Source organism: Francisella sp. XLW-1 (assembly GCF_008711455.1).
Lineage (GTDB): Bacteria > Pseudomonadota > Gammaproteobacteria > Francisellales > Francisellaceae > Francisella > Francisella salimarina.
Genome location: NZ_VXKP01000004.1, coordinates 138,034 through 156,248, shown reverse-complemented (window position 1 = coordinate 156,248; position 18,215 = coordinate 138,034). Strand labels below are relative to the sequence as shown.

The window sequence follows — 18,215 nt, the reverse complement described above, 5'->3', positions numbered from 1 at the left end:
AGAGTTGTATTAAATAAAAATTTTATATAGTAGGTATTTATCTTTTTTTAAAGTCGGACAAGGAATATCTAAATGTTTATAACATATCCTTTACAGGAGAAAAGTATAATTATTTGCGTATTCGTCAGGTGTTTATCACTTTTAATTTTAAGATATCATATAATACTACAGACGTAGTTACGCTATCATAAATATGGTAAAAAAAATTTTTGAGAAATTAACTTAGAAAAAGTTTTACTTAATTATTACAGTATACTTCAACATGTCTTGGTGTATAAATTGCTAAAGTTGCGTAAGACCACACTACATCACTAGTCGTTTGTATGGAACCAACTTTTGCAATATGATCTGCACCCTTACATATAGATGTTGCATCATAGTCTGTAGATTCACCAAATCCGAAGAAAAAATCATCTTGCTTTGAAAATGTTGGCTTTTCTGGCGCTGTAGTTTGAAACATAGCTTCTTGGCTTGCACAACTTGCTAAAACTGAACAAGCTATAAATAAACTTAATATTTTTTTCATTGCTTATCTCCTTGCTCGGTTTTTGGCTCGCTGACACAATAAATTTCTACCTGTCTTGGTGTGACAATACCAAGACTGAAGAATGTAATTAAACCATCTCTCCACCAACTTTCATCAAATGTGATTTTACCAACATTATCTATGCTACCACAGATCTCTGAAGGTTTTACAGAATCTTCCTGGTCGATTCCTCCTAAGAAAAACCATTGATGTTGATTTACTGTCGGATCTTGATCTTCTGGTATACTTTTCAATGAAAGTGTCTGATTCGCACAACCGGCTAGAATCAAACAGCTTAAAAATATGCCAGTTATTTTCTTAAAGTTTTTTAGCATTTTTTCTCCATAAAATATTTTAACTTTGTCCAAATTTGTAATGTATAGATACTTACAAACTCAAATATAATAGTAGCAGTGTAAACTTATTTTTTGAAGCTTTTAGAAAAACTATTTTGACTTAAAACTGAAATGTTCGGTTTTCTGTTACTTGATTTTGATTGTTTTTTTGATACTGTCTCCAAGGGTGATTTTTAGCTGGTTTATATCTGAAGTTTTTTTCCTTTTTTATGTTATTGATAATTTCATCTAACCTTTTTCTACAAGATATTTTAGTAACATTTTCTTTAGAGTAACACTCATAATTTAGCTTTTTAGCATTATAAAACAACTCAATAATAGCATTAAATTACTAAGACTTTAAACACTATAGAATTAACTACTGTAAGTTCTTCGCTTAGAAGCATAATCTCATAAATGGCATAGAGAACCTCTGGAATCAGTTAAGGGATACTTTAGGAAATTTAATGGTATATCTAGAAAATTTTATTTGTTTTTGAAGGAATGTGAGAGGAAATTTAACCACAGTGATTCTAAAGAGTGGCTAAAGCTGATCAGATATTGAGTTAGAGAGACTTTAAATTAAACTTATCTAGGACAGTCCCTTATTTTTTTTGTGATTTCTCTTTGAGAATTATACCAACTATTACACTGAATATTATTAGTAACCATATTAATGACATACCAACTTTCATCCAAATAGAATGATAATCATTGAGGTAAACCGTTTGCTCAAGAGAGGTGCGAGTATCTTTGGGTAGTTCTTTGACAATTATTCCATCTGAATTAATAACAGCTGTAATACCATTGCTTGTAGTTGTAAGAACATATTTGTTATTCTCTATAGCTCTTACTTGAGATATTTGTAGCTGTTGCTCACGTGCTATCGAGTCACCAAACCACGAATCATCGCTTATTATAGAAATAAGCTTAGCACCTTGTAGTTGATCTCGAACCTGTTCAGGATATGCAACTTCATAGCAAATAAAATTAGCAATAGGGGAGCCAAAGGCTGTCATAATAGGTTGTATATTATCACCAGCATTAAAACTACTAAGACCAACACTATCTACATATCCAAAAAACTTAATTGGAAAATATTCACCAAATGGGACTAAGTGGTGCTTATTATAAACGCCTTCACCTTTGCCAATAATGATTGAGCTATTATAAATTTTAGTTCCAGCAGTTGATTGATCAGCACTTAAAGATCCTATGAGCATAGCATTATTATTTTTATTTGCTAATTTTGTAAGATTTTTAAAATATTCACTCATGAATTGTCGATAATTAGGGATAGCATTTTCGGATAGTATTATTAAGGAATCTTTGTATTTAGATGCAGCTTGTTGATAGTACTTTTGCATTTTTGCAAAGTTATCACGATCCCATTTAAACCCTTGGACAAAATCGCCCTGAATTAAAACTACTTTTTGAGGTTGATTCGTTTGGATTTCAGGTTGATTGTGTTTAATAAGATAACCACCTAAACATAACGCTACTATAATAGCTACAACACTAATTATCTTCTTAGTAGAAGTATTGTCACAGATGAAAAAGACTATTAGACAAGCAATCAAAGCAACTATATAGCTTACTAAATAAACACCTCCAATATTTGCATACCAAATTAGAGGTGATTCTGTCTGTGAGTAACCGAGAGAAACCCAAGGAAACCCTCCCCATAGAAGGTTTGCTTTGACAATCTCAAATAGTGTCCACAATGCAGGATAAATTAATAGCTTAGTAAATTTACTAGCTTTACGTGTGAGAATGTAGCTAAAAACACCAAAAGGTATTATATGTAGGAAGCTAAGTAAAATTACTAATGCAATAGCAGCAGATAGTCCAGCAGCTACTGATTCGGTAAATAGATGAATACTTATATATACCCAAGATATACTAGTACCAAAGAATCCTATTCCAAATAATGCAGATGTGAAAAAAGCATCACGAATTCTAACCGATCTATTCAGTAAATAAAAAAAAGTTACTAAAGCTACAACAGCTAATACATCAATGCGAAATGGAGCAAAAGCTAACGTTAGTAAGGCACCACTTAATACTGGTGGAGTGATTTTTAGAATAATTTTTTTCATTACTTTTTAAACTTTTCGACTAAAATTTTAATGATTTTTCTATTATCTGCTTCTTGTACTATAAATTTCAAGCCATCAACAACAATACTATCGCCTTTTTCAGGTAATCTTTCTAAAGTCTGAATTATCATCCCAGCAATAGTGTCATAATCACCATCATCATCTATCGAGGTTGCAAAATATTCGTTGAAATCTTCAATTGATGTTGTAGCATCAATTATAAACTTATCATCAGCTATTTTGATAATATTTTGACTAGAAATATCAAACTCATCTTCTATATCTCCAACAATTTCTTCTAAGACATCTTCGATTGTTATTAGTCCAGAAATTGCACCATACTCATCAACAACAATAGCAATATGATTTTGACTATTTTTAAAGTCTTTTAGCATAGCATTAAGTTTTTTTGTTTCTGGTATAAAAATAGCAGGGCGAAGTATAGTTTTGATATCTTCTGCTTTTAACTCCTCATCATCAGATGATTCAATTTCTTTTTCAAAAATTAGTTTTAATAGATCTTTAGAATGCAAAATTCCTAGAACTTCAGATTTGTCTTTACAGTATACTGGTAAACGTGTGTGACTGGAGTTTATAGTCTTTTCTAAAATTTCATTTATAGACATTGACATATCTATAGCAACTATTTTAGTATGTGAAATCATAATATCACCCACATCTAAAGATGATATTTTCATAGCACCAATTAGCATATTTTGTGATGTTTTATCAATAACTTCATTATCTGCTGCTCTATTAATAGCATCAATAAGGGCATCTTCATTTTTAATATTAAAAATACTCGATGTAAGTTTTTTTATAAAATGATTATTTTCTGACATTTGAGTTCTCTTGTTCAATATACGGATTTGCTATATCTAGCTTAGCTAATAGCTCAATTTCTAAGCCTTCCATTTCTTCGGCTTCATGATCAGTAATATGATCATAACCTAGTAAGTGTAATAATCCATGGATAAAAATATGCTGCCAGTGATGATCTAGCTTTTTATTTTGGTCTAGAGCCTCTTTCTGAAGTACTTCCGGAGCTATAACAATATCTCCCCAAAAGTCATTAGCTATATCTTCAGGTAATCCTTCAGGTTTTTCAAATTCAAAAGAGATAATATTTGTCGGCTTGTCTTTATTACGAAATTGTTTGTTAATTTGCTGTATCTCATGATTTGATACAATGTTCACGTTCACTTCAGCTTGCGAAATATTATGCTTGTCAGCTACGAGAGCAAAACATTTTTCTAGTAAATCTTGATTAGGTATGGGGTGTTCGTCATCGTTGATGACATTTAAATTTAGACTATCCATTTTTAGTATTCTCTTCATGCTTGTCATAAGCATTTACAATTTTTTGAACTATTTGGTGGCGTACAATATCTACTGATTTAAGATATGTAATAGCTACTCCATCAATATTATCAAGAATTGATAGGGCGTGTCTTAGGCCAGAAGTTACATTCTTAGGTAAGTCAACCTGAGTTATATCTCCTGTTATGACAGCAGTAGTATTAAAACCAATTCTTGTCAAAAACATTTTCATTTGTTCTTTAGTAGTATTTTGACTTTCATCAAGGACTATAAAAGAATCATTAATAGTTCTACCACGCATATATGCTAAAGGTGCTATCTCAATGGCTTGTTTTTCTATTAGTTTAGTTACTTTTTCGACACCCATAAAATCAAACAAGGCATCGTACATTGGACGTAAATAAGGGTCAATTTTTTGTGTTAAATCACCAGGTAGAAAGCCTAGCTTTTCACCTGCTTCAACAGCAGGTCGAACAAGTACTATTCTTCTAACTTCACCTCTTTCATAAGCAGACACAGCACAGGCAATAGCCATATAAGTTTTACCAGTACCTGCAGGACCAACCCCAAATGTAACAAAATTATTTTTGATATTATCTAAATAAATTGCTTGGTTTTGTGTACGTGCTTTGAGCTTTTTACTTCTTAATTGAACTTCAGCTTCTTCAACTTTCTTTTGAGATTTATTGCTTGAAGCTATTTTTTCTTTTGCAGTAGCGTTTAGAATTGTTGTGATTTGTTCTAAATCAAGCTCAGTATTTCCAGCTAAAATTTCAGCATAACATGACTTGATAAATCTTTTTGCTTGAGTATTGTTAGCACTTGATTCACTTGTTATCTCAAATTCATCAGAACGATGCTTAATTTCAACAGTGAAGTAATTTTCAATCGCACGAATATTTTCATCAAGATTGCCACAAAGTAGCATCATAGCATCGTAATTATAAGGCTCTAGAACAAATTGAGTTTTATTCATAAGTTAAATAAGCTCTCCTCTAAGAGAATTTGGTAAGTTTTCCGTTATTTTAACCATAGCAAACTGACCAATCAAAGACTTATCGCCCATGAAATTAACAATTCTATTATTTTCTGTCCTACCAGCTAGAACATTATCATCTTTTTTAGATGTACCTTCAACTAAGATTCTTTGCTCTGTTCCAACCATTTGTCTAGAAATAATTTGGGCATTACTATTTAATAAATCTTGTAGTCTTTTTAATCTATCTTTTTTTACTTCCATTGGTGTATCATCAGGTAAGTCAGCAGCAGGAGTACCAGGTCGCTTACTGTATATGAAGCTAAATGACTGATCAAAATTCACATCTTTTACTAAATCTATAAGTTTTTGGAAATCTTCTTCAGTTTCACCTGGGAAGCCAACGATGAAGTCAGATGAAATAGTAATATCTGGTCTGATTGCTCTTAATTTTCTAATTTTTTGTTTGAATTCTAAAATTGTATGATTTCTTTTCATATTAATTAGAACTCTGTCTGAACCATGTTGCACAGGTAAATGTAAATGGTTAGCTAGTTCAGGTACACTGCCATAAGCATCAATCAGATTTTGTGAAAACTCAACAGGGTGAGAAGTTGTAAATCTAATTCTTTCAATACCATCTATTTCAGCTATGAAGTGAATTAGTAATGCTAAATCTGCAGTTTCGCCATTTTCCATTGGACCTAAGTAGTGATTTACATTCTGTCCTAATAGAGTAATTTCTCTTACACCTTGCTCTGCTAGAGCTGCGCATTCTCCAAGTACATCTTCAAATGGTCTGTTAACTTCAGGTCCACGAGTATATGGTACTACACAGTATGAGCAATATTTATCACATCCTTCCATAATTGATACGTATGCTTTAGCACCTTCAGCTTTTGGCTCAGGTAAAAAGTCAAATTTCTCAACTTCTGGGAAAGATATATCAACCTGAGATTTTTGAGTTTCTCTTTTTTGCTTGATCATTTCAGGCAGTCTATGAATTGTTTGAGGACCAAACACTAAATCTACAAAAGGAGCTCTTTTAATTATATTTTCGCCTTCTTGAGATGCAACACATCCACCAACACCAATAACTAGGTCTTCATTTTTCTTTTTAAGATTTTTCCATCTTCCTAACTCATGAAATACTTTTTCTTGGGCTTTTTCTCTAATTGAACATGTATTGATTAGAATTATATCTGCATTTTTATAGTCATCAGTTTTGACAGTATGAAAATGCTCATCTAATACTTCATGCATTTTTTGTGAGTCATATTCATTCATTTGGCAACCCAAAGTTTTTATGAAAACTCTTTTTTGTTCTTTCATTGATTTGAAACCTTTATGTATTTATTCTGTTTAGTAATTTTTCTCTAAGTATAAGAGAGTTGTTTATAATAAAATGCTCGCAAATTCTATCATAAAATTTGATTAAAAGCACGGTAAGTGTCTAGACTAATGATTATCATTAATGCAAAATACTCGGAGTCAATTATTTTATATTCTTATTTGTCATGAAACAAAATCAGTTTACTGAAGATAGTATTTGGCAATACTGTATTGAGCATACGAGTGATTTATCAACTAATCTTAATCGTTTAAATGATATTACTAAAGAGTCTATTCATGGTGCTCAGATGCTATCAGAAAAGATGGTGACTAAATTACTACAATTTTTTGTATTTACGACTCAAGCAAGAATTTGTGTGGATGTTGGCACATTTACTGGAATGTCGGCTATCGCAATGGCAGAAGTATCTGTTAATACAAAAGTCTATACAATTGATAGAACTAATCAGTCAGGCGAAGTAGTTGCAAAAGATTTTATAGCTCAATATCCTAACATAGAGTACTGTCAGGGTAATGCCATTGATATATTACCAACCCTACCAGATCAGATAGATATAGCATTTATTGATGCTGATAAAAAACAAACGCAACAGTATTTTGATATCTTGATTGATAAGCTATCTGATAAAGGAGTTATCATCGTAGATGATATACTTTGGCGTGGTGAGGTAATAAACCCCCAAGATAAACGAGCAAAAGCACTGGATAGTTTTAATAAATATATAAGTCAAAGAGATGATTTGGAGACACTGGTTTTACCAATTCGTCATGGTGTGAATATTATAAGAAAAAAGTAAAGAGGATAAAATGAAGAAAGCTATATTATTTGTTTTTGTTGCCTTACAATTTTGTTGTGCTAGTGGGTATGCGGCCACATGTGACAGTCCAAATATTGATGGAGTTAAGTGGTATCATGATTCTGATGAAAGAAGAGCACTATATCTTGAAATCTATAATCTAGCAGGGCATAGAATAGAGTATCAAGTTGAAAAACAACATCTTAAAAAAGGTACTTGGGGTATTATCTTAGATGTTGATGAGACTGTATTAGATAACTCTTGGCAGGAGTATGATAATTATAAAGATTATAGTTATAGTGAACAAAAGTTTAGAGAAGGTATAGTTGAGCAAAGGGCAAAAGGTTTACCAGGTGCAGCGATGCTTACAAATAAAGTACATGAGTTAGGTGGATATGTTAGTTTTGTAACAAATCGTTACGGTTCAGATGATAAAATAATTAAAGCTACAGAAGAGAATCTAACAAAAGAAGGTATATATTATGATCAAATTTTGTTCTCTAATGATAGTGTTAAGAAACCTCATGATAAAAATGCCAGGTTTGAAGCTGTAACAACAGGTAAATATTCGGATAATATTATCTTTACTAGAAAATTACCAGCACATAGTGTGATAGCTTATTTTGGTGATAATATTCAAGATTTTCCTAAGATGACACAAGAGAATATGAGAAAAGTTGATAATGATAAGTATTCCGTATTTGGCAAAAAGTATTATATTTTTCCTAATCCTATGTATGGAAGTTGGCAGTAATTAAGGATTGAAAAAGTGGCAAAATTATATTTTAGATATTCAGCAATGGATGCTGGTAAAACATTAGATCTTTTAAAAGTGGCTTATAATTATGAGGATAGAGGTAGAAAACCTTTGGTTTTAACTTCTGCGATAGATAAGCGAGCAGGATTAAATAAGGTAAAGTCACGCATAGGTATAGATCAAGATGCTTATTCTTTGACAGATCAGGATAATATATTTGAGTTTATTAAAGAATATAATAAAAAACACAAAATAGACTGTGTATTGATAGATGAAATACATTTTTTTACTCAAGAGCAAGTTTGGCAACTTTCTGATGTTGTTGATTTAATGGATATACCTGTTATATGTTATGGGCTTCGTACAAACTATTTGGGCCAACCCTTTGAAACCTCGGCTTTATTACTTGCAATTGCTGATACTTTAGAGGAGGTTAAAACTATATGTTTCTGTGGTAAAAAAGCTAGTTTTAATATGATGGTGCAAAATGGTAAAGCTGTAAAAGAAGGGAATCCAATAGTTGTCGATGATGATTCTCTAAAAGATATTGATACAAAATATGTTTCAGTTTGTCGTAAACACTGGAAAAAGGGGGAATACCAGTAAGCAGAAGAGGTTTTTATTCAATAAGCATTAAAATATGTTGAGCGTTTCTTACACCTAGCTGAGCTGCCTTTTTGTAGTAGTACATGGCTTTTTGTTTATCATAAGGCACACCGTTTTGCTCTTCATTATAGTACAAGGATGCTAATTTATAGTAGGCTGGACCATACCCTTTATCTGCGGATTTATTAAAGTAGTCAAGGGCTGTTTTGTATTCTTTTGCGTTGTAGTAATATTCTCCAGCATAGTACATAGCATAAGCATCACCACCTTTTGCTGCCTGTTCTAGCTTATATAACTGTCTAAAGTCACCTTTTTGAGCAAAGATTTGCATTCTTTGGACTTTCTCTTCATGAGTTAATTGAATTTTTTCTTCAGGAGCTTTTTTAAGCTTGCTATTCTGCTTTCTATTTTCTTTTGTATTTTGAGCTTGATTATTTATAACCTTTATTTTTTCAAAATCTTTTAATTTTGGTGATAGTGATGAGTCTTTTACTTGTATGTTTTTTAAAGCCTTAATAGCATACTGCTTAATAAATTTATTTTCATTATTATAGAAAAAATAAACAATTCCCTCATACTTGTTACTGTTAGCTTTTTCTCCAAAGTCAAATCTTAAAGACGATCTAATATCAATGTATTTTGATAGTATTAAGAAGTCATCAATATAGCTATAATCTAAATTATCATTAATATCTAACATCTTCATATCAATAGAGGACTTTAGTATATCTGAGTAAAATTGCTGTAACTGACCTTTATTAACTCTTGATAGGTTTAAATAGATTAAACCATTTAGATTTGGTATCTCTTGTTTTGGTGTTGATAGAGCAAGTTCGATTTTTTGTTTTACTTGTTCTGCTCTTCTTGCTTTCTCAATTCGTTTTTTTCGCAAGTTTTGTTGTAGTTCAATACGCTTTAGTCTTTCTTTTTCTAGTGTTTCTAACCTTTCTTGCTTAACTAGTTCTTCGACTTTTACGATTTCTTTTTTTGCTAGTTCTGCCACTTTTGGGTCAGAGCTGTACAGTAGTGTCTGCCATAACATTAGAGCTCTATAGTTATCACCTTTTTTTGTAAAGTCTCGGGCTTGAACAATAATAGCTGGTTCATAACCATTAGCTGCAGCAGTTGTAATGTATTTATCTATGTTTTTTTCATTCTCATTGGTTAATTTACCATTTTGATAAGCTAGATAAATGTCATATAAAATTTCTGAATCAATAGTTGCAATTAGGTTGTTATCTGAATTAATCATGTTTGCGATAGATGATATTGACTTTTTGTAACCTAAATCGTAGGACTTTTTAAAATATTTTATGGCTTTTTTATTATCTTTATTGACTCCTAGTCCATCTCTGTAGAGAGTACCTATCTGGTAGAATGCTTGTGGATAGTTTAGGGCTGCTGACTTTTTATAATATTTATATGCATCAAAATAATTTTTTTCTGTACCAAGTCCATACTGGTAAGAGTATGCTAAATAGAAAAAATCTTGAGCTGATGCTTCATCATCATCTACAAGCTCTTTAATAATGTTGAACGCATTCTTATAACCACTTTTATTGTGACTTTTAATATCTGTGATAGCAGTATTATATTCTTTGAGAAACTTGCTATGTCTATAATCTAGATAACTACTTACACCATAGACACCTCCACTGAGAATAGTTACAATTAGTATGGCGCCAAGTATATTCTTCTTATTTGCCTTTATGTGACCAATTCTTTTTGGCTTTTTTGAAGTGTTTTTTGATTCAGACATTAACTATAGTTTCAAATAAATGTATCTAACTATTCTATATAATAACTTTATATTTATTTTAAGACAATTAGATATTGTTGTCTTGGTTTTTTAGATTTAGAAGAAGTTGTTCTTTTTCTTGCTGTATCGTTAGTGGGTCTTCTAAGGAAATTTTACCAAAATGTCCTGCTCTGAAATCATGGACTATATTTTTAGAAGCCTGTTTTATATTGTAGTTGGTTTTTACAGCAGATATATCTTTAATTATTTCTTGAGGGTGTTTTTCTAAAAAATCTTGCTCAGATATGAAATTGTATCGCGATAAGAAGTTTTTTGTATCTCTCTCTTTGAGAAAGTTTATAAGATAGTGAGCGGTACCTTCGTAGTCCATCGCCGTATCACGAATAGAGCCAATACTTGCAATTCTATAACCACTAGCTTCACTCTTGGGGCTAGGGAACATGATTCCTGGAGTATCAAAAATCATGAAATTTTTACTAATATCGATGCGTTGTTGTAGCTTGGTTACGGCTGGCTCATTTCCTGTTTTAGCAACTTTACGACCTGCAAGCTTATTTATCATTGTTGATTTTCCAACATTCGGTAGTCCAAAAACTATAGCTCTAGTGGGCTTTAAAACTGTGCCTCTTTTAGGACATTTTTTTTGAGCTAGCTCAACTATTCTTTTTGCTATATTTTTGTCTTGTAATGTATTAACTGCGATAGCGCTACCACTATAGAAATCCAACCATTGTTTAGTTACTTGAGGGTTGGCTAAATCACTTTTTGATAAAATTCTTATTATCGGCTTATCTCCAACAATATCTTCTAAAACATGGTTGCTACTAGAGTCGGGAATACGTGCGTCCACAATCTCAATAGCAATATCAGTAGATGGCATTTTTTTGCGAAACTCTTTAGTAGCTTTATGCATATGCCCAGGGAACCAATGTAACATTATATATAAATAGGCTAGGATCGGTTAATATAGAACATGATTTTACATATTGTATGTGATTTATGCAAAGTTATCTTTTTTTAATGAATGATGATTTTTAATTTATTATAGTAAGGTTTATAATTCTTCAGGAATATTTTTATTAAACAGGAGTTGTTTGGATAATGAATTTTTTGATAATTGACACATCGAGTAAGTATTGTTCCGTGGTACTATCTGCCAATGGAAGAGTATATGGTGATACTAGGGAGATTCCTAGGCAACACAATAAATACTTACTAGAGATGGTTAAAAGTGTTTTTGATAACTCTTGTATAGCTATGAAATCATTAGATTTTATAGCTTATGGTGTTGGTCCTGGTAGCTTTGTTGGAGTGAGGCTTGCAGCAGCAGTAAGTCAGGGCTTTGCTGTAGGTATGGATATTCCTGTTGTAGGGTTTTCGAGTATGTTTGCATTAGCTAAAAGTACACCAACAACATCAGACAAAGTAGCCGTGATTCTTGATGCCAAGATGGGAGATTTCTATTTAGGACTTTACGATTTGCAAACAAATCAAATAATTTCTGAGAATGTTTATAAACTTGAGGAATATTCAGAAAAGTTATACTCAGGTTATGAATTAATAGGAGAATCTATAGCTGAGATACAAATAGTTAATAATGATTTTAAAATTGACGTAGATAAGATTGTAGACTATGTATTTGATATGTATCAGCAGCAGAAACTAAATCAAAATTTAACTCAAGAGACTTTCCCAGTTTATTTGAGAGGGACTAGTCATTGGAAAACAAAAGGAGAATAATCTTATGTGTAGATGGCTAATGTATCATGGCGATAAAATTAAAATGAGTGATTTATTGGTAGATCCAGAGAACTCACTCATACATCAAAGTATACATTCATCTCAAGGCGCTGTTTCTGTTAATGGAGATGGTTTTGGTATTGGTTGGTATACAAGTTTGCACAAAGAACCAGGAGTTTTTAAGGACTCATTACCAGCTTGGAATAATCAAAACTTGATATCTATAGCTAAGCACATAAAAAGTAGAAATTTTATGGCACACATAAGAGCTAGTACTATTGCGCCAACATCTAGAGTTAATTCTCATCCATTTGTATTTGATAAGCATCTATTTATGCATAATGGTTCTATCGGTGATTTTGATGAGATTCGTCAAGAGATTGAGCAACATATCAAACCTCAGTATTTCAAATCAAGGTTAGGATCTACAGACTCAGAAGCTATATTTTTATTAGCTTTATCAAATGATATAGATAAGAATCCAACGACAGCTATAGCCAAATCTATTGAGCAAATAACAAAAATCCAATCTAGAAATGGTCTGAAAGAAAAAGTTAAAGCAAGTATTGCCTACTCGAATGGACATACATCATATTCGCTAAAAATGTCTACCATTGGTAATGAACCATCGCTATACTATATAAGTTATAAAGATATTATAGAAACTCTAAAACTATCAAAAAAGCATAAGTTAAAAAATGGTTATTTAGTACTATCAGAGCCCTTGGTTGATTCTGACTTGTACACATATATAGACAATTATTCTTGTATTGAGATTAAACATAATGAGTTTAAAGTAGAAAAGTTATAAGGAACTAAAATGGCATCACTAAACACAAAGATTCAGAATGTTTCAACTTCACCAACTAATGCGATGGCAGCATTAGCAAAACAAATTAAAGACCAGGGGCATGATGTTATTTCGCTTGCTATTGGAGAGCCTGGCTTCAGCACACCAGAAGTTATAAAGCAAGCTGGTATAGATGCTATTAACAATAATATCACAAAATACACTAATGTTGACGGTATTAAGGAACTGCGAGAAGCGGTTTCAGCAAGATACAAAAGAGAATATGATGTTGATTTTGCTGCAGATCAAATTTGTATAACATCGGGCGCTAAGCATAGTCTACACAATATATTTAACTGTATTTTAGAAGAAGGAGATGAAGTTATTTTCTTTGCTCCTTATTGGGTGTCATATCCAGATATGATTGCTCTTACTGGAGCTAAGCCAGTAGCAATTGAAACTAAGTTTGAAAATGACTTTGAAATAGATGTTACAGATTTGGAAAAGCGTATTACAGAAAAAACAAAGGCTATTATTATTAATTCACCCAACAATCCAACAGGGTTGATTTATTCAAGAAAGTGTATCGAGGATTTAGCTAATTTGCTTAGAAAATATCCTAATATTTGGATAATAGGTGATGATATATACGATCAGCTTTATTTTAATAATAGAATCACTCTAGTAACAGAAGTAGCTCCTGATCTGGCTGATAGATATGTAATTGCTAGTGGAGTTTCAAAAAACTTTGCTATGACAGGTTGGAGGGTTGGTTTTACTATTGCTCCGAAGTTGCTTAATGATGCAATGAAAAAATTTCAATCACAATCAGCTACTTGTGCTTGTTCTATATCCCAGTATGCAGCTATTACTGCTATGGAAATGCCTGCTAAGGATTTGCAATATTTTGTTGACTCATATAAGCAAAAAGAGCAATTTGTTACAAAGTCTCTGAAAGATATGCCATATATTGATGTCAAGAATGCCGGTGGTACTTTCTATCTTTTCCCAGATATTCGTGATTTAATCAAACACACAAAATTTAGTAGTGATATAGAGTTATGCAATGCGTTGCTTGAAGAAGAGTATGTTGCTATGATGCCAGGCACAGCATTTGGTTTGTCTGGATTTGCTAGAATAAGCTGTGCAAATGAAATGCCAGAACTTGAAGAAGCAATGAATAGACTTTCAAGCTTTGTAAAACGTCATACGTCTTGATTACTATTTATTAGATCTATTTCTTAATAAATCTCTTTAGAAAATATTTATTCCTAAGATTATGAAATAAATATTTGTATCACTGAAGTAACTTTAATTAAGCCACTTTTAATTGTGATTAAACTTATTGCTTACAAGCTCAGCGCATAATTTAGATTGAGTTTAGTAGCTCTTTAGCATCGACTTTACCAACAATACTTTTCTCTTTATGCCCCTTTTGGTCAAAAATAATCACGCTAGGTGGTCCAAAAAGATTAAATTCTTTCAATAACTTGCTACTATCCTGTCCAACATCGGTAACATTAGCTTGAATTAATTTGTAATTTTTAAGCTTATTAATCACTTTTGGATTTGCAAAAGTTGTATGCTTCATATACTGACAGTCCAAACACCAGTTTGCATAATAGTCAACAATAACAGGCTTACCTTGTTTTTTAACTTTTTCTAAAGCTCTATGCAATTGTTTTGAATTAGTAACTTGCTCAAACTCTAGTTGTGGTTGGTTTATTTGAGCTGCCGTAGCTCCTAAAGGTTCAATAATACTTGTATTACCCATTAGAAATCCAATTAATAATGTGCTTCCGTAAATCAAAAATATATAAGCAAAAAGTTGCCTTACTTTTGCGGATGCTGTTTTGATATAAAAACTAAATGCACCTGAGTAAACTGCTAAGCTTAAAATCAAAATCCCAGTTAGCAATAGAGTAAATCGTGCAGGGATAATTTTTGATAACATATAAATTGCTAATCCAAGTAGCATAAATCCGGATATATGCTTGACCGTATGCATCCAATTACCAGCTTTTGGTAAGATTGAGCCACTAGTTGTTCCCACAATCAAGATTGGCACACCCATACCAAGCCCCATCGCAAATAAGATAAGTCCTCCATAAAAGGCGTTACCCGAATAGCTAATATAAGCTAGTACTGCTACCAAAGGAGCTGTTACACAAGTTGAAACAATCAACGTTGACAATATACCCATTATAAATACGCCAATATAGGTGCCGCTTTTTTGTTTACTACTTAGATTATTTACAGAACTAAGTATGAATGATGGTATTTTTAATTCAAAAACTCCAAACATTGCCACAGCCATAACCACAAACAATAATGCCATAGCCCCAATTGCCCATGGTGTTTGAAGTATATTTTGGATACCACCTCCAAAAATTCCTGCTAATACCCCAACTACTGCATAACTAATCGCCATCCCTAAAACATAAGATAATGAAATGCTAAATGCTTTTGTTGTCGTTAATTGCTTTTGTCCAGTAACAATACTTGAGATGATTGGTAATAGCGGTAAAACACAAGGTGTAAATGTCAATAACAAACCTAAGCCAAAAAATATCAAAAATGCCCAAACAATATTTGTATGATTTAAAAAACTTGTATAATCGCTATCTCCAATATTTGAATGTGTAACATCTAATTTTTTCTGAAACTCTTTAGGTAACTGGCCAAAATATTCTTCACCCTCGTAAATTTTGTTAGTTGATGATAAATCAAGGTTAAATTTTTGCTGAATAGGAGCAAAACAAATACCACTTTCAGAACAACCTTGATAAGCAATAGCTAGTGGTAATTTATTAATAGTTTTATTGCTTCTACTAATTTTTAGCTTAATAGCTACACTATCTTTATAAATCTTTACTCGCCCATAAAAAGGATCATCTTTAATATGGTATGTTTTAGGAAAAATAACCTTTTGAATATTGACTTGTTGTGGGGTTAGACTATAAAAACTAAAATTCTTTAAATACAGATAATTGCCTGGCTTAATATTCCATGTTGTTATTAAAGTATTTTCATTAAGAATTTTGACTTGTAATTGAAAATTCCTATCAACACTGTATTGTTTTAACATACTTTTATCAGCTAGACTCATTGAGCCTGGAGCAATGCTATCGATTGCATTAGCTACTAGGTTTTGTTGCGTAGCTGAAGCATTAGCAAAGCTAGACAATAAAAAACCTATTCCAACTAATATTAAAACATAAAATAACTTTGTTTTCTGTAACATATAAATACCTTTTTTGCTATTTTTGGTATAAAACTAATAACCATTTTTACTGAGTGTTAAATGGCTAGAGATATTATTAAATCATTAACAAAAAACAAATTTTGGTGGACGATAAATACGCTCTATCAATAAAAAACTTAGTCCTGAAACCATCTTGATAAATAGAATACCAATAGGCCGATAGATATTTGAAATTTGCTTGAATCTTGCTAAAAATGCTGCAAGACTACTACTGTTACAACCTATAGTTGTTGAAGTGGATGCGCTACTAGCACTACTGCAAGGATTACTGATAGTTATGTGATTAGATATAGGTGTTACATTACTAGCAGGAAAGATGCTAAAAACAGTACTAATGGCAAATACCAATAACATCATTCTTTTTAAAATTAACTTACGACCTATTTGTTTCATATTTACTTAAGTTTTATATTTATTGCTTTATGTACCAAGCTCCAAAATTTTAACAAGGGGTTGCTATAATCACAAGAGACATCGTACTTTAAACATAGTTATGAGTAAATATTGCTTAAATATATTTCTATACCTGTTAAAATCAATATATTATTTTTATTGTGAAATTTTTATGAAAAAGTGTGGCTATATTTCAATTATTGGTAGACCTAATGTGGGTAAATCTACTTTACTCAACAATATACTAAAATATAAAGTTAGTATTACTTCGCGTAAACCTCAGACAACAAGACATCAAATAACGGGTATCAAAACGCTTGGAGATACACAGTTTATTTATGTTGATACTCCTGGCATTCATATAAAAGAACCTAAAGCAATCAATAAGTTTATGAATAAAGCAGCGACAACTATGGTAAAAGATGTTGATGTAATTTTATTTGTTGTTGAGTTGGGCAAGTGGACCGAGTTAGAGGATAATATTGTAGAGAAATTAAAGCATTCGCAAGTCCCAATATTTTTAGTTGTTAATAAGGTTGATAAAAAGAAATCATTAGAGGCGTCAATGTTTATTGAGTCCGTTAAAGAAAAATTAAGCTTCTATGATGTGATATATGTTTCTGCTAAGCAAGGTCATAATGTAAATGAACTTGAATCAAGAGTCGAGAAACTTTTGCCTGAAACAGAGTATTTTTTCTATGAGGATGATCAAATCACTGATAGAAGTATTAAATTTATGGTTGCTGAAATAATTCGTGAAAAAATCATGCGAACTATTGGTAGTGAGGTGCCTTATCAAATAGCTGTAGAAATAGATAGCTATAAGGTTGATCAAGAAAAAGATATCGCTGATATCTATGCTAGTATACTTGTCGAAAGAGATAGCCAAAAAGGTATAGTTATTGGTGCAAAAGGAGTTAAGCTTAAAAAAATTGGTACTGATTCCCGCATAGACATCGAAAGATTGGTTGGTATGAAAGTTAACCTTAAAACACACGTCAAAGTAAAAAGTGGTTGGTCTGATGATGATCGAGCATTGAAGTCACTTGGCTATGATTTGATCTAAAACATTACGATCATGCAGCGATTAGAAGTCAAAAAGTCTCGAAAATATAGGAAATTTATCTACTGTTGCATGGTCTTTCTGACAAGTTTTGTTATTGGTGTTTATTATAACCAAAATGTTATTCTTTTTTTGGTATATTTTTGATTTTAGTATCAATATTGTTCGAGGCTGTATCAAATAAGCAAGTAGTTGAAACTATTATTTTACCCAATAGCTTAGATAATAATTCTTTAACATTTGTTATAAATGCTAAAGAATCTGATTTTTGGACTGTTAGAAAGTATATTGTCATTAATAGCTGGATTTATCTTTATGCCGTCCAGCAAGGTTCGAATAAAAAAATTAAAATATGGTTGCATAAATCAAATTTTAAAAGTAAAAATGATATTCGTGACTTGGCTAAATATATGCTATTCACTGAAAAATAATTAAT

The 18,215-nt window shown here is 31.6% G+C and carries 18 protein-coding genes and 2 pseudogenes; 9 read left to right on the top strand and 11 right to left on the bottom strand.

From position 1 onward, the window contains the following. Positions 1 to 238: 238 nt before the first annotated feature. Together F3D59_RS07255 and F3D59_RS07250 are read right to left on the bottom strand one after the other, a co-directional pair. A complete protein-coding gene (locus tag F3D59_RS07255) occupies positions 239 to 526 on the bottom strand; it encodes a Bor/Iss family lipoprotein (protein ID WP_150464352.1) in 288 nt (95 codons plus the stop codon). Further along, complete coding sequence (locus F3D59_RS07250; protein WP_150464351.1) at positions 523 to 861, bottom strand: Bor/Iss family lipoprotein; 339 nt, start codon at positions 859 to 861, stop codon at positions 523 to 525. Before F3D59_RS07250 ends, F3D59_RS07255 begins: the two co-directional genes overlap by 4 nt. Before the next feature lie 356 nt (positions 862 to 1,217). Between F3D59_RS07250 and F3D59_RS10120 the strand changes: the two are divergent. Next, positions 1,218 to 1,426: pseudogene (locus F3D59_RS10120) on the top strand (IS1595 family transposase); the annotation flags it as partial. A gap of 40 nt (positions 1,427 to 1,466) precedes the next feature. On the opposite strand, the gene lnt reads toward F3D59_RS10120, so the two are convergent. The 5 genes from lnt to miaB are packed head-to-tail and all read right to left on the bottom strand — an operon-like array spanning position 1,467 to position 6,588. Further along, positions 1,467 to 2,960 (bottom strand): apolipoprotein N-acyltransferase, encoded by a 1,494-nt coding sequence (gene lnt / locus F3D59_RS07240; RefSeq protein WP_150464350.1) that lies wholly within the window; start codon positions 2,958 to 2,960, stop codon positions 1,467 to 1,469. Next, positions 2,960 to 3,802, bottom strand: coding sequence for an HlyC/CorC family transporter (locus F3D59_RS07235; protein WP_013922975.1), 843 nt, complete (start codon positions 3,800 to 3,802; stop codon positions 2,960 to 2,962). Before F3D59_RS07235 ends, lnt begins: the two co-directional genes overlap by 1 nt. Next, complete coding sequence (ybeY, locus tag F3D59_RS07230) at positions 3,789 to 4,280, bottom strand: rRNA maturation RNase YbeY (protein ID WP_187986010.1); 492 nt, start codon at positions 4,278 to 4,280, stop codon at positions 3,789 to 3,791. Before ybeY ends, F3D59_RS07235 begins: the two co-directional genes overlap by 14 nt. Further along, entirely contained in the window at positions 4,273 to 5,256 is a 984-nt protein-coding gene (locus tag F3D59_RS07225; protein ID WP_013922977.1) for a PhoH family protein, read from the bottom strand. Before F3D59_RS07225 ends, ybeY begins: the two co-directional genes overlap by 8 nt. A gap of 3 nt (positions 5,257 to 5,259) precedes the next feature. Then, positions 5,260 to 6,588 carry a tRNA (N6-isopentenyl adenosine(37)-C2)-methylthiotransferase MiaB gene (gene miaB, locus F3D59_RS07220; RefSeq protein WP_150464349.1) on the bottom strand — a complete coding sequence of 443 codons (1,329 nt, stop codon included), beginning with the start codon at positions 6,586 to 6,588 and terminating at the stop codon, positions 5,260 to 5,262. Positions 6,589 to 6,773: 185 nt separating this feature from the next. On the opposite strand from miaB, the gene F3D59_RS07215 reads away from it, so the two are divergent. From F3D59_RS07215 to F3D59_RS07205, 3 genes are read left to right on the top strand one after another with little or no spacing between them, the layout of a single operon-like run. Continuing rightward, positions 6,774 to 7,406 carry an O-methyltransferase gene (locus F3D59_RS07215; RefSeq protein WP_150464348.1) on the top strand — a complete coding sequence of 211 codons (633 nt, stop codon included), beginning with the start codon at positions 6,774 to 6,776 and terminating at the stop codon, positions 7,404 to 7,406. A gap of 10 nt (positions 7,407 to 7,416) precedes the next feature. Then, positions 7,417 to 8,160, top strand: coding sequence for an HAD family acid phosphatase (locus tag F3D59_RS07210; protein WP_150464347.1), 744 nt, complete (start codon positions 7,417 to 7,419; stop codon positions 8,158 to 8,160). Between the two features lie 15 nt (positions 8,161 to 8,175). Then, positions 8,176 to 8,769 (top strand): thymidine kinase, encoded by a 594-nt coding sequence (locus F3D59_RS07205; protein ID WP_013922981.1) that lies wholly within the window; start codon positions 8,176 to 8,178, stop codon positions 8,767 to 8,769. Between the two features lie 13 nt (positions 8,770 to 8,782). Here the strand turns inward: F3D59_RS07205 and F3D59_RS07200 are convergent, their stop codons facing one another. Together F3D59_RS07200 and ylqF are read right to left on the bottom strand one after the other, a co-directional pair. Further along, positions 8,783 to 10,528 carry a sel1 repeat family protein gene (locus F3D59_RS07200; protein ID WP_150464346.1) on the bottom strand — a complete coding sequence of 582 codons (1,746 nt, stop codon included), beginning with the start codon at positions 10,526 to 10,528 and terminating at the stop codon, positions 8,783 to 8,785. A gap of 67 nt (positions 10,529 to 10,595) precedes the next feature. Beyond that, complete coding sequence (gene ylqF / locus F3D59_RS07195) at positions 10,596 to 11,465, bottom strand: ribosome biogenesis GTPase YlqF (RefSeq protein WP_150464345.1); 870 nt, start codon at positions 11,463 to 11,465, stop codon at positions 10,596 to 10,598. A 164-nt stretch (positions 11,466 to 11,629) separates the two neighbouring features. On the opposite strand from ylqF, the gene tsaB reads away from it, so the two are divergent. The 3 genes from tsaB to F3D59_RS07180 are packed head-to-tail and all read left to right on the top strand — an operon-like array spanning position 11,630 to position 14,276. Beyond that, positions 11,630 to 12,268, top strand: coding sequence for a tRNA (adenosine(37)-N6)-threonylcarbamoyltransferase complex dimerization subunit type 1 TsaB (tsaB, locus tag F3D59_RS07190; RefSeq protein WP_150464344.1), 639 nt, complete (start codon positions 11,630 to 11,632; stop codon positions 12,266 to 12,268). A gap of 4 nt (positions 12,269 to 12,272) precedes the next feature. Next, complete coding sequence (locus F3D59_RS07185) at positions 12,273 to 13,079, top strand: class II glutamine amidotransferase (protein WP_150464343.1); 807 nt, start codon at positions 12,273 to 12,275, stop codon at positions 13,077 to 13,079. 9 nt (positions 13,080 to 13,088) lie between these two features. Further along, positions 13,089 to 14,276 carry a pyridoxal phosphate-dependent aminotransferase gene (locus F3D59_RS07180; protein ID WP_150464342.1) on the top strand — a complete coding sequence of 396 codons (1,188 nt, stop codon included), beginning with the start codon at positions 13,089 to 13,091 and terminating at the stop codon, positions 14,274 to 14,276. A gap of 151 nt (positions 14,277 to 14,427) precedes the next feature. Here the strand turns inward: F3D59_RS07180 and dsbD are convergent, their stop codons facing one another. Both dsbD and F3D59_RS07170 read right to left on the bottom strand, forming a co-directional pair. Then, a complete protein-coding gene (gene dsbD / locus F3D59_RS07175) occupies positions 14,428 to 16,302 on the bottom strand; it encodes a protein-disulfide reductase DsbD (protein ID WP_150464341.1) in 1,875 nt (624 codons plus the stop codon). An 84-nt stretch (positions 16,303 to 16,386) separates the two neighbouring features. Next, positions 16,387 to 16,716 carry a hypothetical protein gene (locus F3D59_RS07170; RefSeq protein WP_150464340.1) on the bottom strand — a complete coding sequence of 110 codons (330 nt, stop codon included), beginning with the start codon at positions 16,714 to 16,716 and terminating at the stop codon, positions 16,387 to 16,389. A 172-nt stretch (positions 16,717 to 16,888) separates the two neighbouring features. On the opposite strand from F3D59_RS07170, the gene era reads away from it, so the two are divergent. Together era and F3D59_RS07160 are read left to right on the top strand one after the other, a co-directional pair. After that, entirely contained in the window at positions 16,889 to 17,782 is an 894-nt protein-coding gene (gene era / locus F3D59_RS07165) for a GTPase Era (protein ID WP_150464339.1), read from the top strand. Between the two features lie 12 nt (positions 17,783 to 17,794). Continuing rightward, a pseudogene (locus F3D59_RS07160) lies at positions 17,795 to 18,210 on the top strand (hypothetical protein). Positions 18,211 to 18,215: the final 5 nt, after the last annotated feature.